Consider the following 17,035-nt stretch of genomic DNA (forward strand, 5'->3'; position numbering starts at 1 on the left):
ATAAGCCGGAGGTAAGCCATGTTTGATCCTATCGTTCAGCATCGCTGCGAAGCGGTGCACAGCTTCGCACATTCCCCTAGCAGCAACCCGCAGGCGCCTTGGCGTGCCATTGTTGCCGTTCATTCCACTCAGCGAGGGCCGGCACTGGGCGGTTGTCGCTTCGTGCCCTACAGCAGCGACCAAGCGGCATTGAATGATGCTGTGCGCTTGGCTCAGGGCATGAGTCGCAAAGCGGCGCTGGCAGGCCTGGATTTGGGCGGTGGCAAAGCGGTCATCATGATGCCGGAGGGGGTATTCGATCGTCAGGCACTGTTCCGTTGGTTTGGCTTATGTGTCGAACGCCTGTCAGGTGAGTACATCACTGCCATGGACGCTGGCACGCAAGTCGGCGATATGGACGACGTGTTTAAGCACACTCGCCATGTGGCGAGCCACAGCCAAATTGGCGATCCGTCACCGCACACTGCACGCGGCGTTTTTCTGTCGATGGAGCAGGTCATCACTCAAATTTTGGGGCAGAGCATTGGCTCCAGTCGCATCGCCATTCAAGGCCTCGGGCATGTGGGCATGTCTCTGGCTGAACGACTGTTAGTTGCCGGGGCGCAAGTATGGGTCAGTGACTTGGACGCTGAGCGCTGCAAAGTCGCACAACAACTTGGCGCGACCGTAGTGGCGCCGGATCAAATCCTGCAGCAACCGGTCGACGTGCTCGCACCGTGTGCATTGGGAGCAATCATATCCGCAGAAACAGTGGACGCGTTGCAATGTCAGGCGATTGTTGGTGCGGCCAATAATCAACTGGCCACGGCACAGATCGGCGCTGAGTTGCAACAGCGAAACATCGTCTTTGCTCCCGATTATTTGGTCAATGCCGGTGGTTTGATGTTTGCCGCTGGGCGCTACCATGGCTGGTCTGACGATCGCATTGCGGAGCAAATCGAACAAATCCCCAGTCGTTTGCAAGAAATAGTGGAGCTGTCGGAGCAGCGTCAGCACCCGGTGAATGTGGTGGCCGATGCGCTGGCCGATGAGGCCATTGCACTGGGGCAGTTTTCTACCACGCAGCAAGGATTGGAGCGGGAGGCATTATGGAATCTCTAGCCACTGTGATTCGCTACTTGGACGACGACGGCCAAGCGTGCCACGAGTTACCGTTGTGGGCGCATGAGATGGAGCCATTGTTGGAGTGCTATCGCTGGATGGTGCTGACGCGTCTGTTTGACCAAAAGGCCATCGCGCTGCAGCGCACTGGCCAATGTGGCACCTATCCTTCCAGCCTCGGGCAGGAGGCGATCAGCGTTAGCTTGGGCCAAGCGATGGAAGCCGAGGACATTTTCGTTCCTTATTACCGCGACCACGGCACCCAGTTGATGCGTGGCTGTGGCATGCACGAGCTATTGCTGTATTGGGGCGGAGATGAGCGTGGCAGCGCCGGCGGGCCAGCGCAGGATTTTCCTATTTGTGTGCCCATCGCGACCCAATGCGGTCATGCGGTTGGCGCCGCGCGTGCGTTGCAGCTGCAAAACAAGCCGCAGGCTGTGGTGTGCACCTTGGGTGATGGCGCATCGTCGAAGGGCGATTTTCTCGAAGCACTGAACCTGGCCGGTGTTTGGCAACTGCCGGTGGTGTTTGTATTGAACAACAATCAATGGGCTATTTCGGTTTCGCGGCAGCAACAATGCGGAGCCACCGCGCTGGCGCTGAAGGGCATCGGGGCGGGGATACCGTCGCTGCAGGTCGATGGCAATGACACCATTGCCATGATGGACGAGGTCACCCGTGCTTTGGAGCGCGCCCGCAGCGGCGGTGGAGCGACGTTAATTGAGGCCATCAGCTATCGCCTCAGTGACCATACTACCGCAGACGATGCCAGCCGGTATCGCCCCGATGACGAAGTACAGCAGGCTTGGAAGCGCGAACCCATCGCCCGCCTAAAACAATTTCTGATGCGCCAGGGAGCCTGGAGCGACGCCTTGGAGCAGCAGTGGCAGGAGCATTGCCAACATGCGGTGGCAGCTGCGGTGAAACATTATTTAGAAATGCCCGAACAACCACCGGAAGCCATGTTTGACTATTTGTACGCAGATTGGCCATCGGTGCTGGATGGTCAGCTACAAACCTTTGCTGAACGGCGTCAACGCCGCCTGGGGGAATAGCCATGAATATTCAGGATAAAACCATGGTCGAGGCGGTGAACCTAGCCCTGCATCATGCCATGGGCGCCGATGAGCGGGTGGTGTGCTTGGGAGAGGATATTGGTGTCAATGGCGGTGTGTTTCGCGCCACGGTGGACTTACAACAGCGCTTTGGTGAGCAGCGCGTAATGGACACGCCGCTGGCGGAAACTCTGATCGCTGGCAGTGCCATCGGCATGGCCGCCACCGGCCTGCGGCCAGTGATGGAAATCCAGTTCATGGGGTTTATCTTCCCGGCATTTGAACAGCTGATTACCCACGCTGCAAGGCTTCGCAACCGTACCCGCGGGCGCATGCAGTGTCCGTTGGTGGTGCGGGCGCCATTTGGTGGCGGTATTCATGCCCCTGAGCACCACTCTGAAAGCACTGAAGCACTGCTGGCGCATATCCCAGGGATTCGTGTGGTGATTCCATCATCCCCGCGGCGTGCCTATGGTCTGTTGCTGAGCGCCATTGATGACCCAGATCCGGTGGTGTTTTTGGAGCCAAAACGCCTGTACCGCATCCAGAAACAACCGTTGGCGGATGATGGTGAACGCTTGCCGTTGGATACCTGTTTTACCTTACGCCAAGGCAGCGATATTACCCTCATCAGCTGGGGCGCCAGCGTGCGTGAAACATTACTCGCAGCTGACCGGCTGCAAGAGCAAAACATCAGCGCTGAAGTGATCGACGTTGCCACCGTTTCTCCCATCGATATAGAAACACTGTGTCAGTCCGTGGCCCGCACCGGTCGTTGTTTGATTGTGCATGAGGCGTGTCGCAGTGGCGGCATTGGAGCTGACATCGCAGCTCAGCTCAGCGAACAGGTGTTCGATTGTCTACAAGCGCCGATACAGCGGGTGACCGGTTTCGATACACCGATGCCCTATTTCCGCCAAGAGCAGTGGTATCTGGCAGATCCCGAGGACATCGTCCATGCTGCTGTGAGTGTCGTTCACTATCAATAGGAAGGGATCTATGCGTTATTTTGCGTTGCCGGATTTGGGCGAAGGGCTGCAGGAGGCGGAGATTGTTGAATGGTACGTCAACGAGGGCGATCGCGTGGCCGTCGATCAGCCGTTGGTGGCGGTAGAAACCGACAAAGCCATTGTCGATGTTCCCAGTCCGCAAGCCGGTGTGATTGGGCAACGCTTTGCCAGCCCCGGCGACAGCGTCAATGTCGGTGAGCCGCTGGTGGAGTTTGCTGACGCCGAGCAAGAAGCGCAGGAAGTGCGCAAAGAGCAAAGCAGTAGCGCTACCGTGGTGGGTCAATTGCCGCAAGCGCAGGAGGCCAGTCAGGATCAGTTCATTATTGGTGGCAGTCAGCAAGCTGCAGCGCCGGTTCGTGCAACGCCCAGTGTACGGGCGCTGGCCAAGCGTCTTAATGTCGATTTGCAAACCATCAGTGGCAGTGGCGACGGTGGCCGCATAACCGCTGAGGACATTGAGCGTGCTAATCGGATGAACACCAGCCACGGGCCGAGCGAGCAGCTCAGTGGCGTGCGCAAATCGATGGCAAAAAACATGGCTAGGGCGCATGCGGCGGTGGTGCCGGTCACCTTGTTTGACGAAGCGGACGTCACCGAATGGCAACCGGGTGAGGACATCAGTGTGCGTTTGCTGCAGGCCATCGCGGCGGCGTGTCAGGCGGAGCCGCAATTAAATGCCTGGTTCGACGATCAACAGCTGCGGTTACTCAGCAACATTGATGTGGGTATGGCTGTCGATACCGAGCAGGGCTTGTTTGTACCTGTGTTGCGGGACGTGGCCAATCGCAGCGCCGACGATTTGCGCAATGGTTTGGCGAACTTGCGTGAAGACGTGAAGCAACGCAGCATTCCGCCGCATGAGTTAAAAGGCGCCACCATTACCTTATCGAATTACGGCTCATTGGCACGAACTGGCCAAGGGGCGGGAATTTATGGCACTCCGATTGTGGTGCCGCCAACGGTCGCCATCGTCGGTGCCGGGCGCATCCAGGAAAAAGCCATGGTGCATATGGGTGAGCTGTTTGCTGGCAAGGCACTGCCGTTATCGCTCACCTTTGACCATCGTGTGGTCACTGGCGGTGAGGCATCGCGCTTTTTGGGTGCTTTAATCAAAGACCTGCAGCGCGAGCCAAGCGTGGTGGACCACTAAGTTTGTGTCAGTCTTGCGGCCAGTCGGGCCCGTCTTTCGCGCTGTCTGCAGTGCTGAAACCCTCCGTGCCATGTTGCTCTGCCCACGCTTGCAACATGGCGTACACCCGTTCATCGCAAGGCAGCTGCTGGCCATCAAAGGAGGGCGTGTCGGTGGCGTCGACTTCAAAGCTCGGCTCGCGCTGACAGGCGTCGTAAATGCGCTCTAACAAGTGTTGGCAGGGAGCTGCCTGGTCGGCGTACAAGCGACTGGCGTGTAAGTCGCCTTCCAACTCACGAATGACCGACCAGCAAGTTTCGCCGCGCTGATACAAGGTGTCCTGATTGATGCCGTGAATATCTTCCAGTGCATAATCCCAATCATCCCAGTCGTCTTCCGGTTGGATCAGGGTGGTTTTAATCCGGCCATCGCTGAGGCTCCAAGCAATGGCTATGGGATGAGCGTGGTCTTCCCAGGAACTGGCGTCAATGGCGATAAACTGCGGTGCATTCATAAAGGCTCCTTATCTACGGCGCCAGTGTGCGGTTGCCATGGTAATGGGTCAAGCCCTAGGACGGGCGGATATCAGCTTCCTGACGCAGCAGGCTGTCGAGGGTATCGACGACTTCGGCCCAATCGGAATCCAGCGCCACCGCCTCACGCAAAAAACTGGCTTGCGCTGCGTTAAAAAAGGATAAATCCGCCAGTGCGCTGCCGCTGGCAATCGGCTTGTGCTGATCGATAAAGCGATCGATGGCCGCCGGGTCGTTGTCCAGCCCTAATTGTGCGAACAGTGCAGGCAGATCATGCTTTGAAGTATCCATAATGTGTCTCCAACGTGTGTGTCACTGGGGTGCAGTGTAGTGGTTAGAAACCAACTCTGGCGTGTTGGCGTGCCCCAATTGTCGCAGGTGGCGGTAATGGCCCTGAATAGCCTGGCCAAGTGTTGGGTACTGCTTGATAGAAAGCTGCCCCGCCTGCTGGCATTGGCACAATAAACGGTGAATCGCCGGGTAGTGCACGTGGGAAATCCGCGGAAACAAATGATGCTCCAGTTGGAAATTTAAACCGCCCAGCGCCCAGGTGAGCCAGCGGCTGTTAGGTGCAAAATCCACCGTAGTGGCGAGCTGATGGTGAGCCCAGTCATAGGGCAAAACACCGTTTTGGTTGGGGGCAGGAAATTCAGCTTGCTCGACCACGTGGGCCAGCTGAAAAACAACGGCGAATAACGTGCCCAGCACGAAGTGCATCAGTAAAAAACCGAGCAAGGTTGTTTGCCAACCAAGTAACTGTGCTGGTAACCACAAATACACCAGCAGGTAGGTGATTTTTGACGCCCAAAACTCCACATGGTCATGCCATGTCTGGGACTGGCTGTATTGCCTGGTTGCGATTTTTTCGCGGTAATACGCTTTGTAATCCAATACGAAAAACCAGAACAAGCTGGTAAATGGATAAAGCAGCCAGACGTACAGGTGCTGGTAGCGATGAAATCCGTGGTGGGCCTGATGGGGACTCATTCTGATCAGACCAAAGGCGTCGATGTCTTCATCGACACCCATAACATTGGTAAAACTGTGATGGCTGCGATTGTGTTTTTGTGCCCAATAAAATCGATGGCTACCGATCACATTAAACGTTAACGCGGCGCAGCGATTGACCCATGCTATTTTGCTAAACGATGCGTGGGCACCATCGTGCATGATGTTAAACCCGACCAAGGCCGTGGCAACGCCGTGCAATAACCAAAACAGGCTGTTGGCAGGCTCAACCAGCAATAACCCCAAGTAACTGGCAACGTAGATGGCGGTAATGATCAACGCTTTGTGCCACAACTGGCGGTTGCCCGTTTTGGCTTCGCCTTGTTGCTCTAGCATGTGCTGCACTTGCTGCGACAGCTGCTGATAAAAGCGGCGATCGGAAGGTGGGAATTGAACGTTCATGGCATCGGCTTTTATAGTATTTGTTATCGTTATAGCGCCGTATGCTACGCATTTTGAGACGCTGGTACAAAGGCAGGAGCGAGTATTGGCAATCTTACAGGCGCTGTAGCTGGCGAAATTGCCTGGGGGACATCCCCAGCCAGCGGCGAAAGGCGCGTCCAAAGTTAGACGCATCGTTGTAGCCTAAGCGGCTGGCAATGGCATCAATACTGTCGTCGCTGGCGCTGAGAAAATGAATCGCCAGCTGGCGCCGGGCGCTGTCCAATTGTTGCTGATAGCTGGTGTGCAGTTCGGCCATTTGACGGTTAATTGTGCGAGGGCTGCTATTCAGCTGATCGGCGATGACGGCCAGCGCTGGAAACTGCTGCTGATGTAACAGTTGTGAGCGCAAGCGAGTGGCCAAATCTTGCTGGCCAGACACACTGGCCAGCTGGTTTTCGCAATCAATTTCAGCCTGTCGACGAGCAATCTGGCTGACTTCTGCAATATCCAGCTGCAGTAAATACTCAGGAATGCACAGGGCATTGTCGTCCTGATTAAACTGCACTGGCAGTTGCAAGTACTCCTCGTAGTGCAGCCCTGAAGTCAACGGCGCTTCGCGCAGTCGCACCACGCCGGTGAACTCGTCACTATTGGACAGCAAGTAACGCAGCAGCGTGGTAAGCGTGGCTAATAGGTAATGATGTGTAAAACCTGCGATGCTAGGAACGGCCCCTTGGCGATGCACTTCCAGCACAATGGTGTCGTCTTGATGGCGGCAGCGCAGCTGCCCCAAGAGGTTGTAGTTGTTGAGGTAGCGCAAGATCCACGACAAGGCGTCAGCAAAGGTATCGGCGGCATGAAACACCTGGCTGGCAAAGCCGCGCATGGCCATCGGCACGCGGTTGCCATGCAGCAAGCCAAACAGCGGTTGTTGCGTGACCTCTATGGCTTTTTCAACGGCGCGCGCCAGCATCACCGAGCTTACCACGCTGCTGTTGTTCAGTCCGTTGGGCAGGCTGCAATGGCGCAAAATAGAGACCGTAGGCACGCCCAGTTCGTGCACGCTGTCGAGCAATTGCTGCAGTTGCGCGGCGGCCAAACGCGACGGTTGTTGAATAGATGGCAGTAGCAGAGGGCGGCTCATAATTCAGGCTTCATGGCGTGAAATGACAGAAAGTGTGCCATCAGTCGCTCTTTCACTCAATGCGGCTTTGGTTCATAGTGCGGCCTAACAAAAACAACAAGTGAACTATGGGAGATCTTACTGTGGATGTTTCATTCTGGGACGGAAAGCGTGCCCCTGGGGTGCCAGATCGCATTGATCTGACTGAGTTTGATGCCGTCGTTGAAGTCGTTGAAAGCGCCATGCAGCGTTACGCTGAGCGCCCTGCATTCACCAGCATTGGCTATACGCTGACTTATGGTCAAATCGACCAATACAGCGCTGCGTTTGCCGCTTACCTGCAAAACCACACCAGCCTAAAACCCGGCGATCGTATCGCCATTCAAATGCCAAACGTGCTGCAATTTCCGATTGCTATGTATGGTGCGTTGCGCGCCGGTTTAATCGTGGTGAATACCAACCCGCTGTACACCGAGCGTGAGATGTTGCATCAGTTTAATGACTCGGGTGCAAAAGCGTTGGTGTGCATGGATGTGTTTGCCCGCTCCGTGCAAAACATTAAAGCGGAGACTGGCCTTAAGCACATCATTGTTACCAGCCTGGCGGATATGCTGCCGTTGGTGAAACGCACCGTGATCAACGCTGCGGCGAAATACGTTAAAAAAATGGTCCCGGCTTATTCGCTGCCAGAGGCCGTTGCATTTCGAACCGCGTTGTCATTAGGTGCAAAAGCGGGTCCACATAAGGTGGATTACATTCGTGACCCCAACGCCACCATCATTTTGCAATACACTGGCGGTACCACCGGCGTGGCCAAGGGCGCGGAGCTGACGAACCGCAATTTGATTGCCAATATGCTGCAATCAAAAGCGCAGCTCACCCAGTTGGACGAGCAGGGGCACCCCATTAAACCTGAGGGCGGTGTTAAAATCGTCGCGCCACTGCCGCTGTATCATATCTACTCCTTCACTGTGCATTTGATGGCGCTGTTTAATATGGGTGATCACAGCATTCTGATCGCTAATCCGCGCGATACCGATATGTTCGTGCGCATGATTAAACCCCATCAGCTGACTGGTTTTATCGGTTTAAACACCTTGTTTGTGTCCTTGCTGCAGCATCCGGAATTTCAACAGTGTGACTTTTCCAAGCTGAAGCTGACGCTGTCTGGTGGTACGGCCTTGATGGACGATACCGCCAAGCGCTGGAAAGACATGACCGGTTGTGGCATTTCTGAAGCCTACGGTCTGACCGAGTGCTCACCAGCGGTAACCATGAACCCCGGCGGTGGTCTGGAGCGCATGGGAACCGTGGGCCAAGCTGTGCCTGGTACGGCACTAAAATGTGTCGATGATCAGGGCAATGAGGTGGCCATCGGTGAGCGCGGCGAGTTGTGCGTGCACGGCCCGCAGGTGATGAAAGGCTATTGGAATCGCCCTGAGGCAACGGCCGATAGCTTTACCGAAGACGGTCATTGGTTGCGCACTGGTGACGTTGCCATCATCGACGATGATGGTTTTGTCCGTATCGTGGATCGTATCAAGGATATGATTTTGGTCTCCGGCTTTAACGTCTACCCGAATGAAATTGAAGACGTTGTGTCGAATCACCCCGCGGTTGAAAACTGTGCCGCCATCGGCATTCCAGATGAAAAAACTGGCGAAGCGGTGAAACTGTTTGTGGTGGCCAGCGACAGCAACGTAACGGTCGAGGAGATTCGCAGCTACTGCCGTGACAATATGACCGGCTACAAAGTGCCTCGTGTGGTGGAGTTCCGCACTGAGCTACCGATGACGCCAGTGGGTAAAATCCTGCGTCGCGAGTTAAAAGACGAAGAGCAAGCAAAGCGCGAAGCGGAACCTGCATAAGCTATAGGCGCCAGCTCTGCTGGCGCGTCTTTTCCTGATATTTCTCTTTTCTTGATGAGCTTTCCCATCATCAACGTCGGCGCAGTTGTTTCGTATTTTCGGCGAGTGCTTACATGGCTGTTTTTACCTAAGTTGGCGACTAGACTTCAGTAGCTGATCTGCGCCAGACCAAAGGTCAGTTCAATGCTCAGGTCGTTGCCGTGCCAGTTTTTGCTAAGGCCGCCTTGCAGACGATTCTCGGCGATAAAGCTGGCCAGTGCGTAACGCCGCTGATCAAAATAGGGCTCGGTCAAAGACTGCAATACGGTGATTTTTCCTTGCAAACCATCGGTGCTCATGGTCACGCGCAGGTTTTGCGTAACGGCCATCGCCTCTGTTGGAATGAGCAAATCCATCATGAATTGAAAAATACGCGGATTTTCTTCCAGCACCAACGAGAGCGGTAATTGCACCGTTTTCTGCTCGGCGCTGAGCGTACTCAGCTGCTCCATCCATTGCGCTAAGTGAAAAGCCAAGTCCATGGTACTGGTATCGTCGCTAATACTGATGCGCAAATATTGCTGAAAGATATCCAGTTGGGCCTGCTGTTGTGGATCAAAATGAGCATCCAGCTCTTCCAACAATAAACGCGACAGATCGCTGTGGCGCTGATTGTGCAGCGCTGCTTGGCAACGCTCCAGCTGCTGTGTCACTCGCTGCAGTGCAAGCTTGGCGCGCATTTGCTCGTCGTACAGTTCTTCAGTGCGTTTGGCGACTCGATTCTCTAAATTAATATTCAACTCTTGCGCTTGCTGGCTGGAAATGGTCTCGTGAGTTTTATCCACCATGCAAATTAAAATGCTGGTTGGGCGGTTGTCCTGATACCCAGTGATTTGAAAAGTAATATCGAAATAGCACAGCTGCTGGCGCTGATTTAGCAGTTGATACGTGTCTGACACTCGGGGAATACGACCGTACAGTAACTGATGTAGACGCTCTCGTTGCTCTGTCGCTTCGCTGCCAGTCAGAGCGTTCAGCAAAACATCCATCGGATGCTTCAGTTGCTCTAGCTCGGGGCTGGTGAGCCCCAGTTGACTGGCAAAATGGCTGTTGGCGTCGAACTTGTCTTGCTCCAGGTGATACTCACAGAACCCCAGCGCTGCGTTGTCGATAGCGATGGCCAGGCGCTCTTTGGTGGTTTCCAACTCCAGTGTGGCCTGTTGTTCGCGCACTACATCCTGTTGCAGTGTTTGACGCATGTGGTTAATGGCATTGACCACGTCATCCAACTCGTCGGCTTTGGTGTGTGCGGCGGGTATTTCTAACGCTTGGTCCAGATGTTTGAGAGAAAATTGATCGGCCCAATGTGACATGCGCTGCAATCTGCGCGTTAGCAGCCGGTTGATAATAAATAAAATAAAAATGGACACTGAAAAGGTCTTAACGAATTGCGTCAGCAAAATATTGATGGCTTTGCTTTGCAACTCTGAATAAAGGTCGGCGTAATCAAGATCAATAAATAGGGTGCCGAGTGAGTATTCGCGGCCGCTGCTGCGATAGGTGAGCTCTATGTCGTGGCGCGTGTCCGCCCCTTGCATCACATCTCCGGCGGAGAAAATTGTGCCGTCTGACGATTCAATGAATACATACGCCACGCCCGGAAAGTTCAAAATACCGATCAGCTGGGATTCCAGCTGTGGAATATCAAAGTTCCATAAACTGTAACTGATACTGTCGAGATAGCTGCTGCGGATTTGCGTGATGCTCTGGTCATAGCTGCTTACACCGCGCTTGTAATCACTGAACAAGATAAACGCCGTGGTGGCCAGAGTGACCAAAAAACTGAAGGCCAGAATGTACGACAGCAGCAAGCGGCCGATACGGGATCCCACGGTTTGGCTAACTCGCCAACTGTTGTGCGCAGAGCGCTGTTTCTGTTGTTCCGCCACTGAGCTCTGACCACCTGAGACCTAGACGCTGGGCGTATGCCAGCCACATTCGCCAAACAGTGGCCCAGCACACGCTCTTACTATAGCTGTATTCACCTCGACGGCCAGCTGAGTAGTCCGATGGTATGAAAAAGTTGTGCCAGTTTGGCAGATCATCAACATGACTATCTAGCGATGTTGATCTGACACAACAAAGCCCTCAGGCCCGTATTCAGCGGCCGTGGCGACTTGATCTGCATCAAAATGGGGCCAGGGCTCGCGGTTATTCTGAGGCCATCTTGATTGAGCACGAAATTAAGGAGTGCAGAATGAACATGCTGAAAACTCTGGTCGCAGCAAGCATTATGGCCGCCACTGTACCGGCAATGGCGTACGAAGCGGGTGATATTATTGTTAAGGCAGGCGTGGTTAGCGTTATGCCAAAAGATAACAATGCCGATGCCAGTGCTGTTGTGCCGGACACCGATCTGGATGTTCAAAACGACACCCAACTCGGTATTACTGCGGTGTACATGGTGACACCAATGTTCGGTGTCGAGGTACTGGCTGCAACACCGTTTGAGCACGAAGTCGAAGCCGATGGTGGTGCTCTAGATGGTGCAACCATTGCGACCACGAAGCACCTGCCACCTACCGTATCGGCTCAATTCTATCCATTGGCGGGTAGCTCAAAACTGCAGCCGTACGTTGGCTTGGGCGTTAACCACACGTTCTTCTTTGATGAAGATGACGACGCTGGCATCGGCACCAAAGGTCTGAAAACCAGCTGGGGTCTGAGTTATTCTGCAGGTGTTGATTATCTGATCAATGATCAGTGGGTGGTAAATGCGGCGCTGTGGAAAATGGACATCGATACTGAGATCCGTGGTGGTGCTGCCGATGGCCTGGAAGTGGAAATCGATCCACTGGTGGTGATGGTTGGCGCTGGCATGAAGTTCTAATGCGCTAAACGTCAAAAAGCCCCGGCAACGCCGGGGTCTTTTTATGGGTGTTTATTACAGCAGCGGTGCCATTAAGCGCGCTAACCTTGCCAGCAGTTGATGTGGCAATGATGGATTCACTTGCGCCGGGCTGGCGTGCAGGAAGTCCTGCAGCAGCATGTCTTTCACTTGCTGCGCCAGTTCACGACCCTGCACTAAGGCATTCATTTCAAAATTAATGCGCAGTGAGCGGTTGTCGAGATTGGTGCTGCCTACTGAGGCCAGCTCGTCGTCAATCAGCATCACTTTTTGGTGCAAAAACCCCGCACGATACGTGTAAAACCGAATACCCACGGCACTGAGTTCTTCCACATACCGTGTCATCGCCAGCTGCACTAAGCGATTGTCGGTTTTCTCTGGCAACAGCACGCGTACATCCACACCACGCAATACCGCCAGCTGTAATTGGCTGATAACGGCCTGATCTGGCACAAAATATGGGCTGACCAGCCAGCAGCGCTGACGTGCGCTGTGAATCAGCTGGCACACAAACAAGCTGGCGGATTCCTGCAAATCCGCAGGGCCAGGGTTAACGCACATTACCGCCTGTTGGCCAGGCGCTGGTGGCACCGCCCAGCTCAGCTCTGGCATGGCACCGGTAGCCCATTGCCAGTCTTCGCTAAAGCCCAGTTGAAAGCTGAGCACTGCCGGGCCGCGTATTTCTAAATGGGTGTCGCGCCATTCACGATGCAGGTATTCGTCACCGATGTTGTAGCCACCGATTAGGGCGATTTGCTCGTCGATAATAATCAGCTTGCGGTGGTTGCGAAAATTCAGCAGCATGCGGTTGCGAAAATGGATCGGATTAAAGCGCGAAAACTGAATACCTGCCGCGGTTAAGCGCTGGCGATAGCGGCGTGTTAGTCCGTGACTGCCGATTTCATCAAACAGTACATAAATGGTGACACCGCGCTGCGCGCAATCACACAGCGCCTCCAGCACACGCTGGCCGAGGGTATCGTCACGGATAATGTATGACTGCAAACAAATGGAAGATTGTGCGGCGGATAAATGCTGGAACAAGGCAGCAAATGTCTGTTCACCCGATGTCAGCAAGGTGGTCTGGTTGCCACTGACAAGCGGGCTGCGAAACAAAGCCAACAGAGGTTGCACCGCGTAGGAGGGGGGGGTGCGAAAGGGCAATAATTGGTGTTCAAGGCGCTCAGCAATATCGCTGAGTTGGTCGCTGACGCGTTGTCTGGCTTTGCGGTAGCCCTTGAGTCGGCGGCTGCCAAACAATAAATAAGCCGGCAAACTAAAGTGCGGCAGGATGATGAGTGCCAGCATCCAGGCGATAGAGCCTTGTGCGGTGCGGCCGCTCCAGAGTGCATCCAAAGCGGCCAGCAAGCCCAGCGGGTATAACAGTAATGACCAAGTTAGCCAGTCTGCTACCGGCATTGGGCCTCCTCGTCAGGCGGGAGTATCAGATAATGCAGACCTCAGAGTAAACCGGATCAGGCTTTATCGATCAAGCCCATGAACTCTTGGCGCGTGGCTTGATCCTCACGGAATGCACCACGCATCACCGAGGTGCGCATCATCGAGTTTTGCTTTTGCACGCCGCGCATCATCATGCACATGTGCTGCGCCTCAACAATCACACCAACACCACGGCAGTCCGTGGCTTCGATGACTGCATCGGCGATTTGCTTGGTCATATTTTCCTGAATTTGCAGGCGGCGGGCGAACATGTCGACGATGCGTGCAAACTTAGATAAACCTAACACTTTGCCACTGGGCAGGTAACCGATGTGGCAACGCCCCAGAAACGGCAGGGTGTGGTGTTCGCACAAGGAATAAAATTCGATGCCTTGCACCACCACCATTTCGTCATTATCACTGGTGAATACCGCACCATTGACCACTTCCTGTAGATCCATATCGTAGCCACTGGTCAAAAACTGCATGGCTTTGGCGGCACGCTTAGGAGTGTCGAGCAATCCTTCGCGCTCTACGTCTTCACCCAGCTCGCTAAGAACGTCGTGGTAAAGGGATTCGAGTTTTGACATGTTAAGACCCTGATTTGTGGGTGAATACCTGAGTAGTTTACTCAAATTCTTAAGTTATACAAAGCTTTGTTTTTGTATAACTATGTTTGTAGTGGTTGGCAATGAACCGCGCGCTCCCAAGGTACCAAAAAACGCCTGAGTGCCTCATGATCCGGCGCTTCACCGGCCCAGCTTAGGCATAGACTGCCAACTTCCGTTGTATCGCTTTTGGCAATGCTCGTCACCTGATTGGCAAGAACATCACCCACTCGCCTTGCGATGGCTTCACCAGAGTCGATCCAATCGACCCCGGGAAAGTCGCGCTGCAGTTGTGGCGTTAGCAGCGGGAAGTGGGTGCAGCCCAGCACCACATGCCGCAAACCATGTTCATTGATCCAAGGGGACAACAGCTCGTGAATGCCGCTGGCGTAGTGCTGTTGATAGACCCATTGCTCCGACCACTGTACCAGCTCGGCGCTGCCTAACCGATGAACGCTGTGATTGGGAGCGTGTGTAGCAATCAAATCGCTGAGGTAGTCGCGCTGTACCGTGGCCTGGGTTGCCAACAAACCGATTGGAGAAGATCCTGCGCGCTCAGCAGCGACTTTGATCGCCGGAACAACACCGACAATGGGCACCGGCAGCTGCGCCCGCAGCGTCGGTAGCGCGAGAGTGCTGGCGGTGTTGCAGGCAATCACGATCAGATCGATGGGCCAGTTGGCCAATGCCGCCTGGCACAGTTGCAGCACGCGCGAGCACAGTCGTTGGTCATCAAGCTGTCCATAAGGAAAGTACTGGCGGTCCATCAGGTAAATGATCGATGCATGTCGGTGCTGGGCGGCAATGTGTTGCGCCACGCTTAAACCACCGACACCGGAGTCGAATACCAGAATATTTGCCATCGTTGTTGCAGCTAGCTTGAATAAAGCGCGCGATTTTATCAGCTCTACAGCCCGAATGCTTGCGTCCTGCACAGCTGAATGTTAAACCGTGAATTCCCGTGAGCGCCGGTGTACTGTCCATGGATCTTGACGAACTGCTCGCCAACGCCCGCCGTAATGAGGCTTTGCTGCAGCGTTTGCAGCGCTACGAATTGCAGCTGCTGGCCTGCCAAGATTGGTTTGACCTGCTCAGTACCTTGATCGATGGCTTGCCGCAGCAGTTTGAACTGGACGCCATCGCGTTGCAGCTGGCCGATGCTGACGACAGTCTGAGTCAGTCCATCCATCGCTCACTCGACATTGATCATGCACACTTAATGGAGCACGTTGAGCTGACCTCGACGGTTGAGGTGATCGATGCTTCCGTGCTCAGCTCGCCGGAGCCTTATCAGTCGGGTTTGGCGCTGCCGCTGCGCCGCAATCAGGACTACCTTGGCCAATTACGCTTGTTCTCCCACCATCCGCAGCGCTTTCATGCCGGCATGGCGACGGACTTTATGCAGCACTTGGCTGCCGTGGTCGCTGCCTGTTTGGTGTTGGTGCAAAAAACCGAAGAGCAAGCCAGATTGGCGCTGACCGATCCGTTGACTGGGGCGGAGAATCGCCGTGGCTTTGATAAAGCATTTCAGCGCGAGTGGGCGCGTGGTCAGCGCCAATATCATGTGTTTTCGCTGATTCTGTTTGATCTGGATTTCTTTAAAAAGATTAATGACTTGCACGGCCATGGCTGTGGCGATCGTGTATTGACCAGCTTATGCCAGACCTTGATGTCGAGCTTGCGGCCGACCGATCACTTAGGGCGCCTTGGCGGTGAGGAGTTTGCTTTGTTGCTGCCGGGCTGCTCGGCGGATGAGTTGCCAATGGTGGTGCAGCGCTTACAAGACGCGATTCACGCCATGACTGTACACAACGACGAGGGCGAGCGGCTAGACATTACCGTGTCTGGCAGCTACCTGGCGGTTACGCCGCGCGCGCATCACAGTGCCGAGCTGGACGCCTTTATCCGGCACTTGGACCAGTGGCTTTATCAGGCTAAGCGCCAGGGGCGTGACTGCTTTTTGCAAGCGGTGGGCTGATCGACGCCTGGCTGACATACGTCAGCGTGCGGTGCTGGAATTGCTCTATGGTGACTAGAGAAGTCCAGCGGGAGTCGCCATGAACGATCAGTCGAGCCATTTACCCATCATCGCACCGCCCATGGCGGACGATAAAACGCCGCACTTACCTTATGGCGAGCGTATGTCGCGCGCCTCCTACGAGCGTGAAAAACAGCAGCTGCAAATTGAGCTGCTAAAAATGCAGGGCTGGGTGAAAGACACCGGGCAAAAAATTGTCATTGTGTTCGAAGGCCGCGACGCAGCGGGCAAGGGCGGCACGATTAAGCGCTTTATGGAGCATCTCAACCCGCGTGGCGCGCGTGTGGTGGCATTGGAAAAGCCCACCGAGCGAGAGCGCACCCAATGGTACTTTCAGCGTTACATCAAGCACCTGCCATCCGATGGTGAAATCGTGCTGTTTGACCGTTCCTGGTACAACCGCGCTGGTGTCGAGCGGGTTATGGGGTTTTGCAGCAATACCGAATATCTCGAGTTTATGCGCGAGGTGCCGGAGCTGGAGCGCATGTTTGTGCGCTCGGGGGTGCGTTTGTTTAAGCTGTGGTTCTCGGTTAGCCGCCACGAGCAATTGCGACGTTTTCAAAAGCGCCAAGTGGACCCGTTAAAACAATGGAAACTAAGCCCGGTCGACCTGGCGTCGCTGGATAAATGGGACGACTACACCGAAGCCAAAGAAGCGATGTTCTATTACTCCAACCACATGGACGCCCCATGGGCGGTGGTGCGCTCGGACGATAAAAAGCGGGCACGGTTAAATGCCATGCGTCATGTGCTCAGCCAGTTGGATTACACCAACAAAAGCACGGCACTGAACCTACAGCCAGATCCGCTGATCATTCAGTCGGCCACGCAAGCGATCGATTATTAGGAGT

At 54.7% G+C, this 17,035-nt stretch carries 16 protein-coding genes; 8 read left to right on the top strand and 8 right to left on the bottom strand.

Annotated elements, in window-relative coordinates:
* The first annotated feature begins 18 nt into the window (after window positions 1–18).
* The 4 genes from CHH28_RS12075 to CHH28_RS12090 are packed head-to-tail and all read left to right on the top strand — an operon-like array spanning window position 19 to window position 4,316.
* Complete coding sequence (locus CHH28_RS12075) at window positions 19–1,101, top strand: Glu/Leu/Phe/Val dehydrogenase family protein (RefSeq protein ID WP_094060544.1); 1,083 nt, start codon at window positions 19–21, stop codon at window positions 1,099–1,101.
* Window positions 1,089–2,156: a pyruvate dehydrogenase (acetyl-transferring) E1 component subunit alpha gene (gene pdhA / locus CHH28_RS12080; RefSeq protein WP_094060545.1), complete on the top strand. Its 1,068-nt coding sequence runs from the start codon at window positions 1,089–1,091 to the stop codon at window positions 2,154–2,156. Before CHH28_RS12075 ends, pdhA begins: the two co-directional genes overlap by 13 nt.
* Before the next feature lie 2 nt (window positions 2,157–2,158).
* A complete protein-coding gene (locus CHH28_RS12085; RefSeq protein WP_094060546.1) occupies window positions 2,159–3,145 on the top strand; it encodes an alpha-ketoacid dehydrogenase subunit beta in 987 nt (328 codons plus the stop codon).
* A 10-nt stretch (window positions 3,146–3,155) separates the two neighbouring features.
* Window positions 3,156–4,316, top strand: coding sequence for a dihydrolipoamide acetyltransferase family protein (locus CHH28_RS12090; protein ID WP_094060547.1), 1,161 nt, complete (start codon window positions 3,156–3,158; stop codon window positions 4,314–4,316).
* Between the two features lie 7 nt (window positions 4,317–4,323).
* Here CHH28_RS12090 and CHH28_RS12095 read toward each other — a convergent pair whose 3' ends face one another.
* The 4 genes from CHH28_RS12095 to CHH28_RS12110 all read right to left on the bottom strand — a co-directional run bounded on the left by CHH28_RS12095 (window position 4,324) and on the right by CHH28_RS12110 (window position 7,364).
* Complete coding sequence (locus CHH28_RS12095) at window positions 4,324–4,809, bottom strand: hypothetical protein (RefSeq protein ID WP_094060548.1); 486 nt, start codon at window positions 4,807–4,809, stop codon at window positions 4,324–4,326.
* A 55-nt stretch (window positions 4,810–4,864) separates the two neighbouring features.
* Window positions 4,865–5,119: a DUF2789 domain-containing protein gene (locus CHH28_RS12100; RefSeq protein WP_094060549.1), complete on the bottom strand. Its 255-nt coding sequence runs from the start codon at window positions 5,117–5,119 to the stop codon at window positions 4,865–4,867.
* 21 nt (window positions 5,120–5,140) lie between these two features.
* Window positions 5,141–6,238, bottom strand: a complete 1,098-nt coding sequence (locus tag CHH28_RS12105) for a fatty acid desaturase family protein (RefSeq protein WP_157729894.1) — start codon at window positions 6,236–6,238, stop codon at window positions 5,141–5,143.
* A 94-nt stretch (window positions 6,239–6,332) separates the two neighbouring features.
* Entirely contained in the window at window positions 6,333–7,364 is a 1,032-nt protein-coding gene (locus tag CHH28_RS12110; RefSeq protein WP_094060551.1) for a helix-turn-helix domain-containing protein, read from the bottom strand.
* A 107-nt stretch (window positions 7,365–7,471) separates the two neighbouring features.
* On the opposite strand from CHH28_RS12110, the gene CHH28_RS12115 reads away from it, so the two are divergent.
* On the top strand, window positions 7,472–9,211 hold the full coding sequence (locus CHH28_RS12115) for an AMP-binding protein (RefSeq protein WP_420093149.1): 1,740 nt from the start codon (window positions 7,472–7,474) through the stop codon (window positions 9,209–9,211).
* Between the two features lie 146 nt (window positions 9,212–9,357).
* Here CHH28_RS12115 and CHH28_RS12120 read toward each other — a convergent pair whose 3' ends face one another.
* Complete coding sequence (locus tag CHH28_RS12120; protein ID WP_199243899.1) at window positions 9,358–11,082, bottom strand: HAMP domain-containing protein; 1,725 nt, start codon at window positions 11,080–11,082, stop codon at window positions 9,358–9,360.
* 365 nt (window positions 11,083–11,447) lie between these two features.
* On the opposite strand from CHH28_RS12120, the gene CHH28_RS12125 reads away from it, so the two are divergent.
* The gene (locus tag CHH28_RS12125; protein WP_233243621.1) at window positions 11,448–12,080 is read left to right on the top strand and encodes an OmpW/AlkL family protein; all 633 of its coding nucleotides are present in this window, start codon (window positions 11,448–11,450) and stop codon (window positions 12,078–12,080) included.
* Between the two features lie 54 nt (window positions 12,081–12,134).
* On the opposite strand, the gene cls is transcribed toward CHH28_RS12125, so the two are convergent.
* The 3 genes from cls to murI form a co-directional block, all read right to left on the bottom strand.
* Window positions 12,135–13,517: a cardiolipin synthase gene (cls, locus tag CHH28_RS12130; RefSeq protein WP_094060553.1), complete on the bottom strand. Its 1,383-nt coding sequence runs from the start codon at window positions 13,515–13,517 to the stop codon at window positions 12,135–12,137.
* A gap of 56 nt (window positions 13,518–13,573) precedes the next feature.
* Window positions 13,574–14,128, bottom strand: a complete 555-nt coding sequence (gene folE, locus CHH28_RS12135) for a GTP cyclohydrolase I FolE (RefSeq protein WP_094060554.1) — start codon at window positions 14,126–14,128, stop codon at window positions 13,574–13,576.
* A gap of 80 nt (window positions 14,129–14,208) precedes the next feature.
* Entirely contained in the window at window positions 14,209–15,009 is an 801-nt protein-coding gene (gene murI / locus CHH28_RS12140; protein ID WP_094060555.1) for a glutamate racemase, read from the bottom strand.
* A 119-nt stretch (window positions 15,010–15,128) separates the two neighbouring features.
* Here murI and CHH28_RS12145 point away from each other — a divergent pair, with 119 nt between their 5' ends.
* Both CHH28_RS12145 and ppk2 read left to right on the top strand, forming a co-directional pair.
* A complete protein-coding gene (locus CHH28_RS12145; RefSeq protein ID WP_094060556.1) occupies window positions 15,129–16,124 on the top strand; it encodes a sensor domain-containing diguanylate cyclase in 996 nt (331 codons plus the stop codon).
* 79 nt (window positions 16,125–16,203) lie between these two features.
* Window positions 16,204–17,031, top strand: coding sequence for a polyphosphate kinase 2 (ppk2, locus tag CHH28_RS12150; protein ID WP_094060557.1), 828 nt, complete (start codon window positions 16,204–16,206; stop codon window positions 17,029–17,031).
* Window positions 17,032–17,035 lie beyond the last annotated feature (4 nt).

The organism is Bacterioplanes sanyensis, from assembly GCF_002237535.1.
In the GTDB taxonomy this organism is placed as follows: domain Bacteria; phylum Pseudomonadota; class Gammaproteobacteria; order Pseudomonadales; family Oceanobacteraceae; genus Bacterioplanes; species Bacterioplanes sanyensis_A.

Coding starts and splice junctions, on each gene's coding strand:
- CHH28_RS12100 (WP_094060549.1), bottom strand. CDS start 5,119: ATGGATACTTCAAAGCATGATCTGCCTGCACTGTTCGCACAATTAGGG.
- murI (WP_094060555.1), bottom strand. CDS start 15,009: ATGGCAAATATTCTGGTATTCGACTCCGGTGTCGGTGGTTTAAGCGTG.
- ppk2 (WP_094060557.1), top strand. CDS start 16,204: ATGAACGATCAGTCGAGCCATTTACCCATCATCGCACCGCCCATGGCG.
- CHH28_RS12095 (WP_094060548.1), bottom strand. CDS start 4,809: ATGAATGCACCGCAGTTTATCGCCATTGACGCCAGTTCCTGGGAAGAC.
- CHH28_RS12075 (WP_094060544.1), top strand. CDS start 19: ATGTTTGATCCTATCGTTCAGCATCGCTGCGAAGCGGTGCACAGCTTC.
- CHH28_RS12125 (WP_233243621.1), top strand. CDS start 11,448: ATGAACATGCTGAAAACTCTGGTCGCAGCAAGCATTATGGCCGCCACT.
- pdhA (WP_094060545.1), top strand. CDS start 1,089: ATGGAATCTCTAGCCACTGTGATTCGCTACTTGGACGACGACGGCCAA.
- cls (WP_094060553.1), bottom strand. CDS start 13,517: ATGCCGGTAGCAGACTGGCTAACTTGGTCATTACTGTTATACCCGCTG.
- CHH28_RS12115 (WP_420093149.1), top strand. CDS start 7,472: ATGGGAGATCTTACTGTGGATGTTTCATTCTGGGACGGAAAGCGTGCC.
- CHH28_RS12085 (WP_094060546.1), top strand. CDS start 2,159: ATGAATATTCAGGATAAAACCATGGTCGAGGCGGTGAACCTAGCCCTG.
- CHH28_RS12145 (WP_094060556.1), top strand. CDS start 15,129: ATGGATCTTGACGAACTGCTCGCCAACGCCCGCCGTAATGAGGCTTTG.
- CHH28_RS12090 (WP_094060547.1), top strand. CDS start 3,156: ATGCGTTATTTTGCGTTGCCGGATTTGGGCGAAGGGCTGCAGGAGGCG.
- CHH28_RS12110 (WP_094060551.1), bottom strand. CDS start 7,364: ATGAGCCGCCCTCTGCTACTGCCATCTATTCAACAACCGTCGCGTTTG.
- CHH28_RS12105 (WP_157729894.1), bottom strand. CDS start 6,238: ATGAACGTTCAATTCCCACCTTCCGATCGCCGCTTTTATCAGCAGCTG.
- folE (WP_094060554.1), bottom strand. CDS start 14,128: ATGTCAAAACTCGAATCCCTTTACCACGACGTTCTTAGCGAGCTGGGT.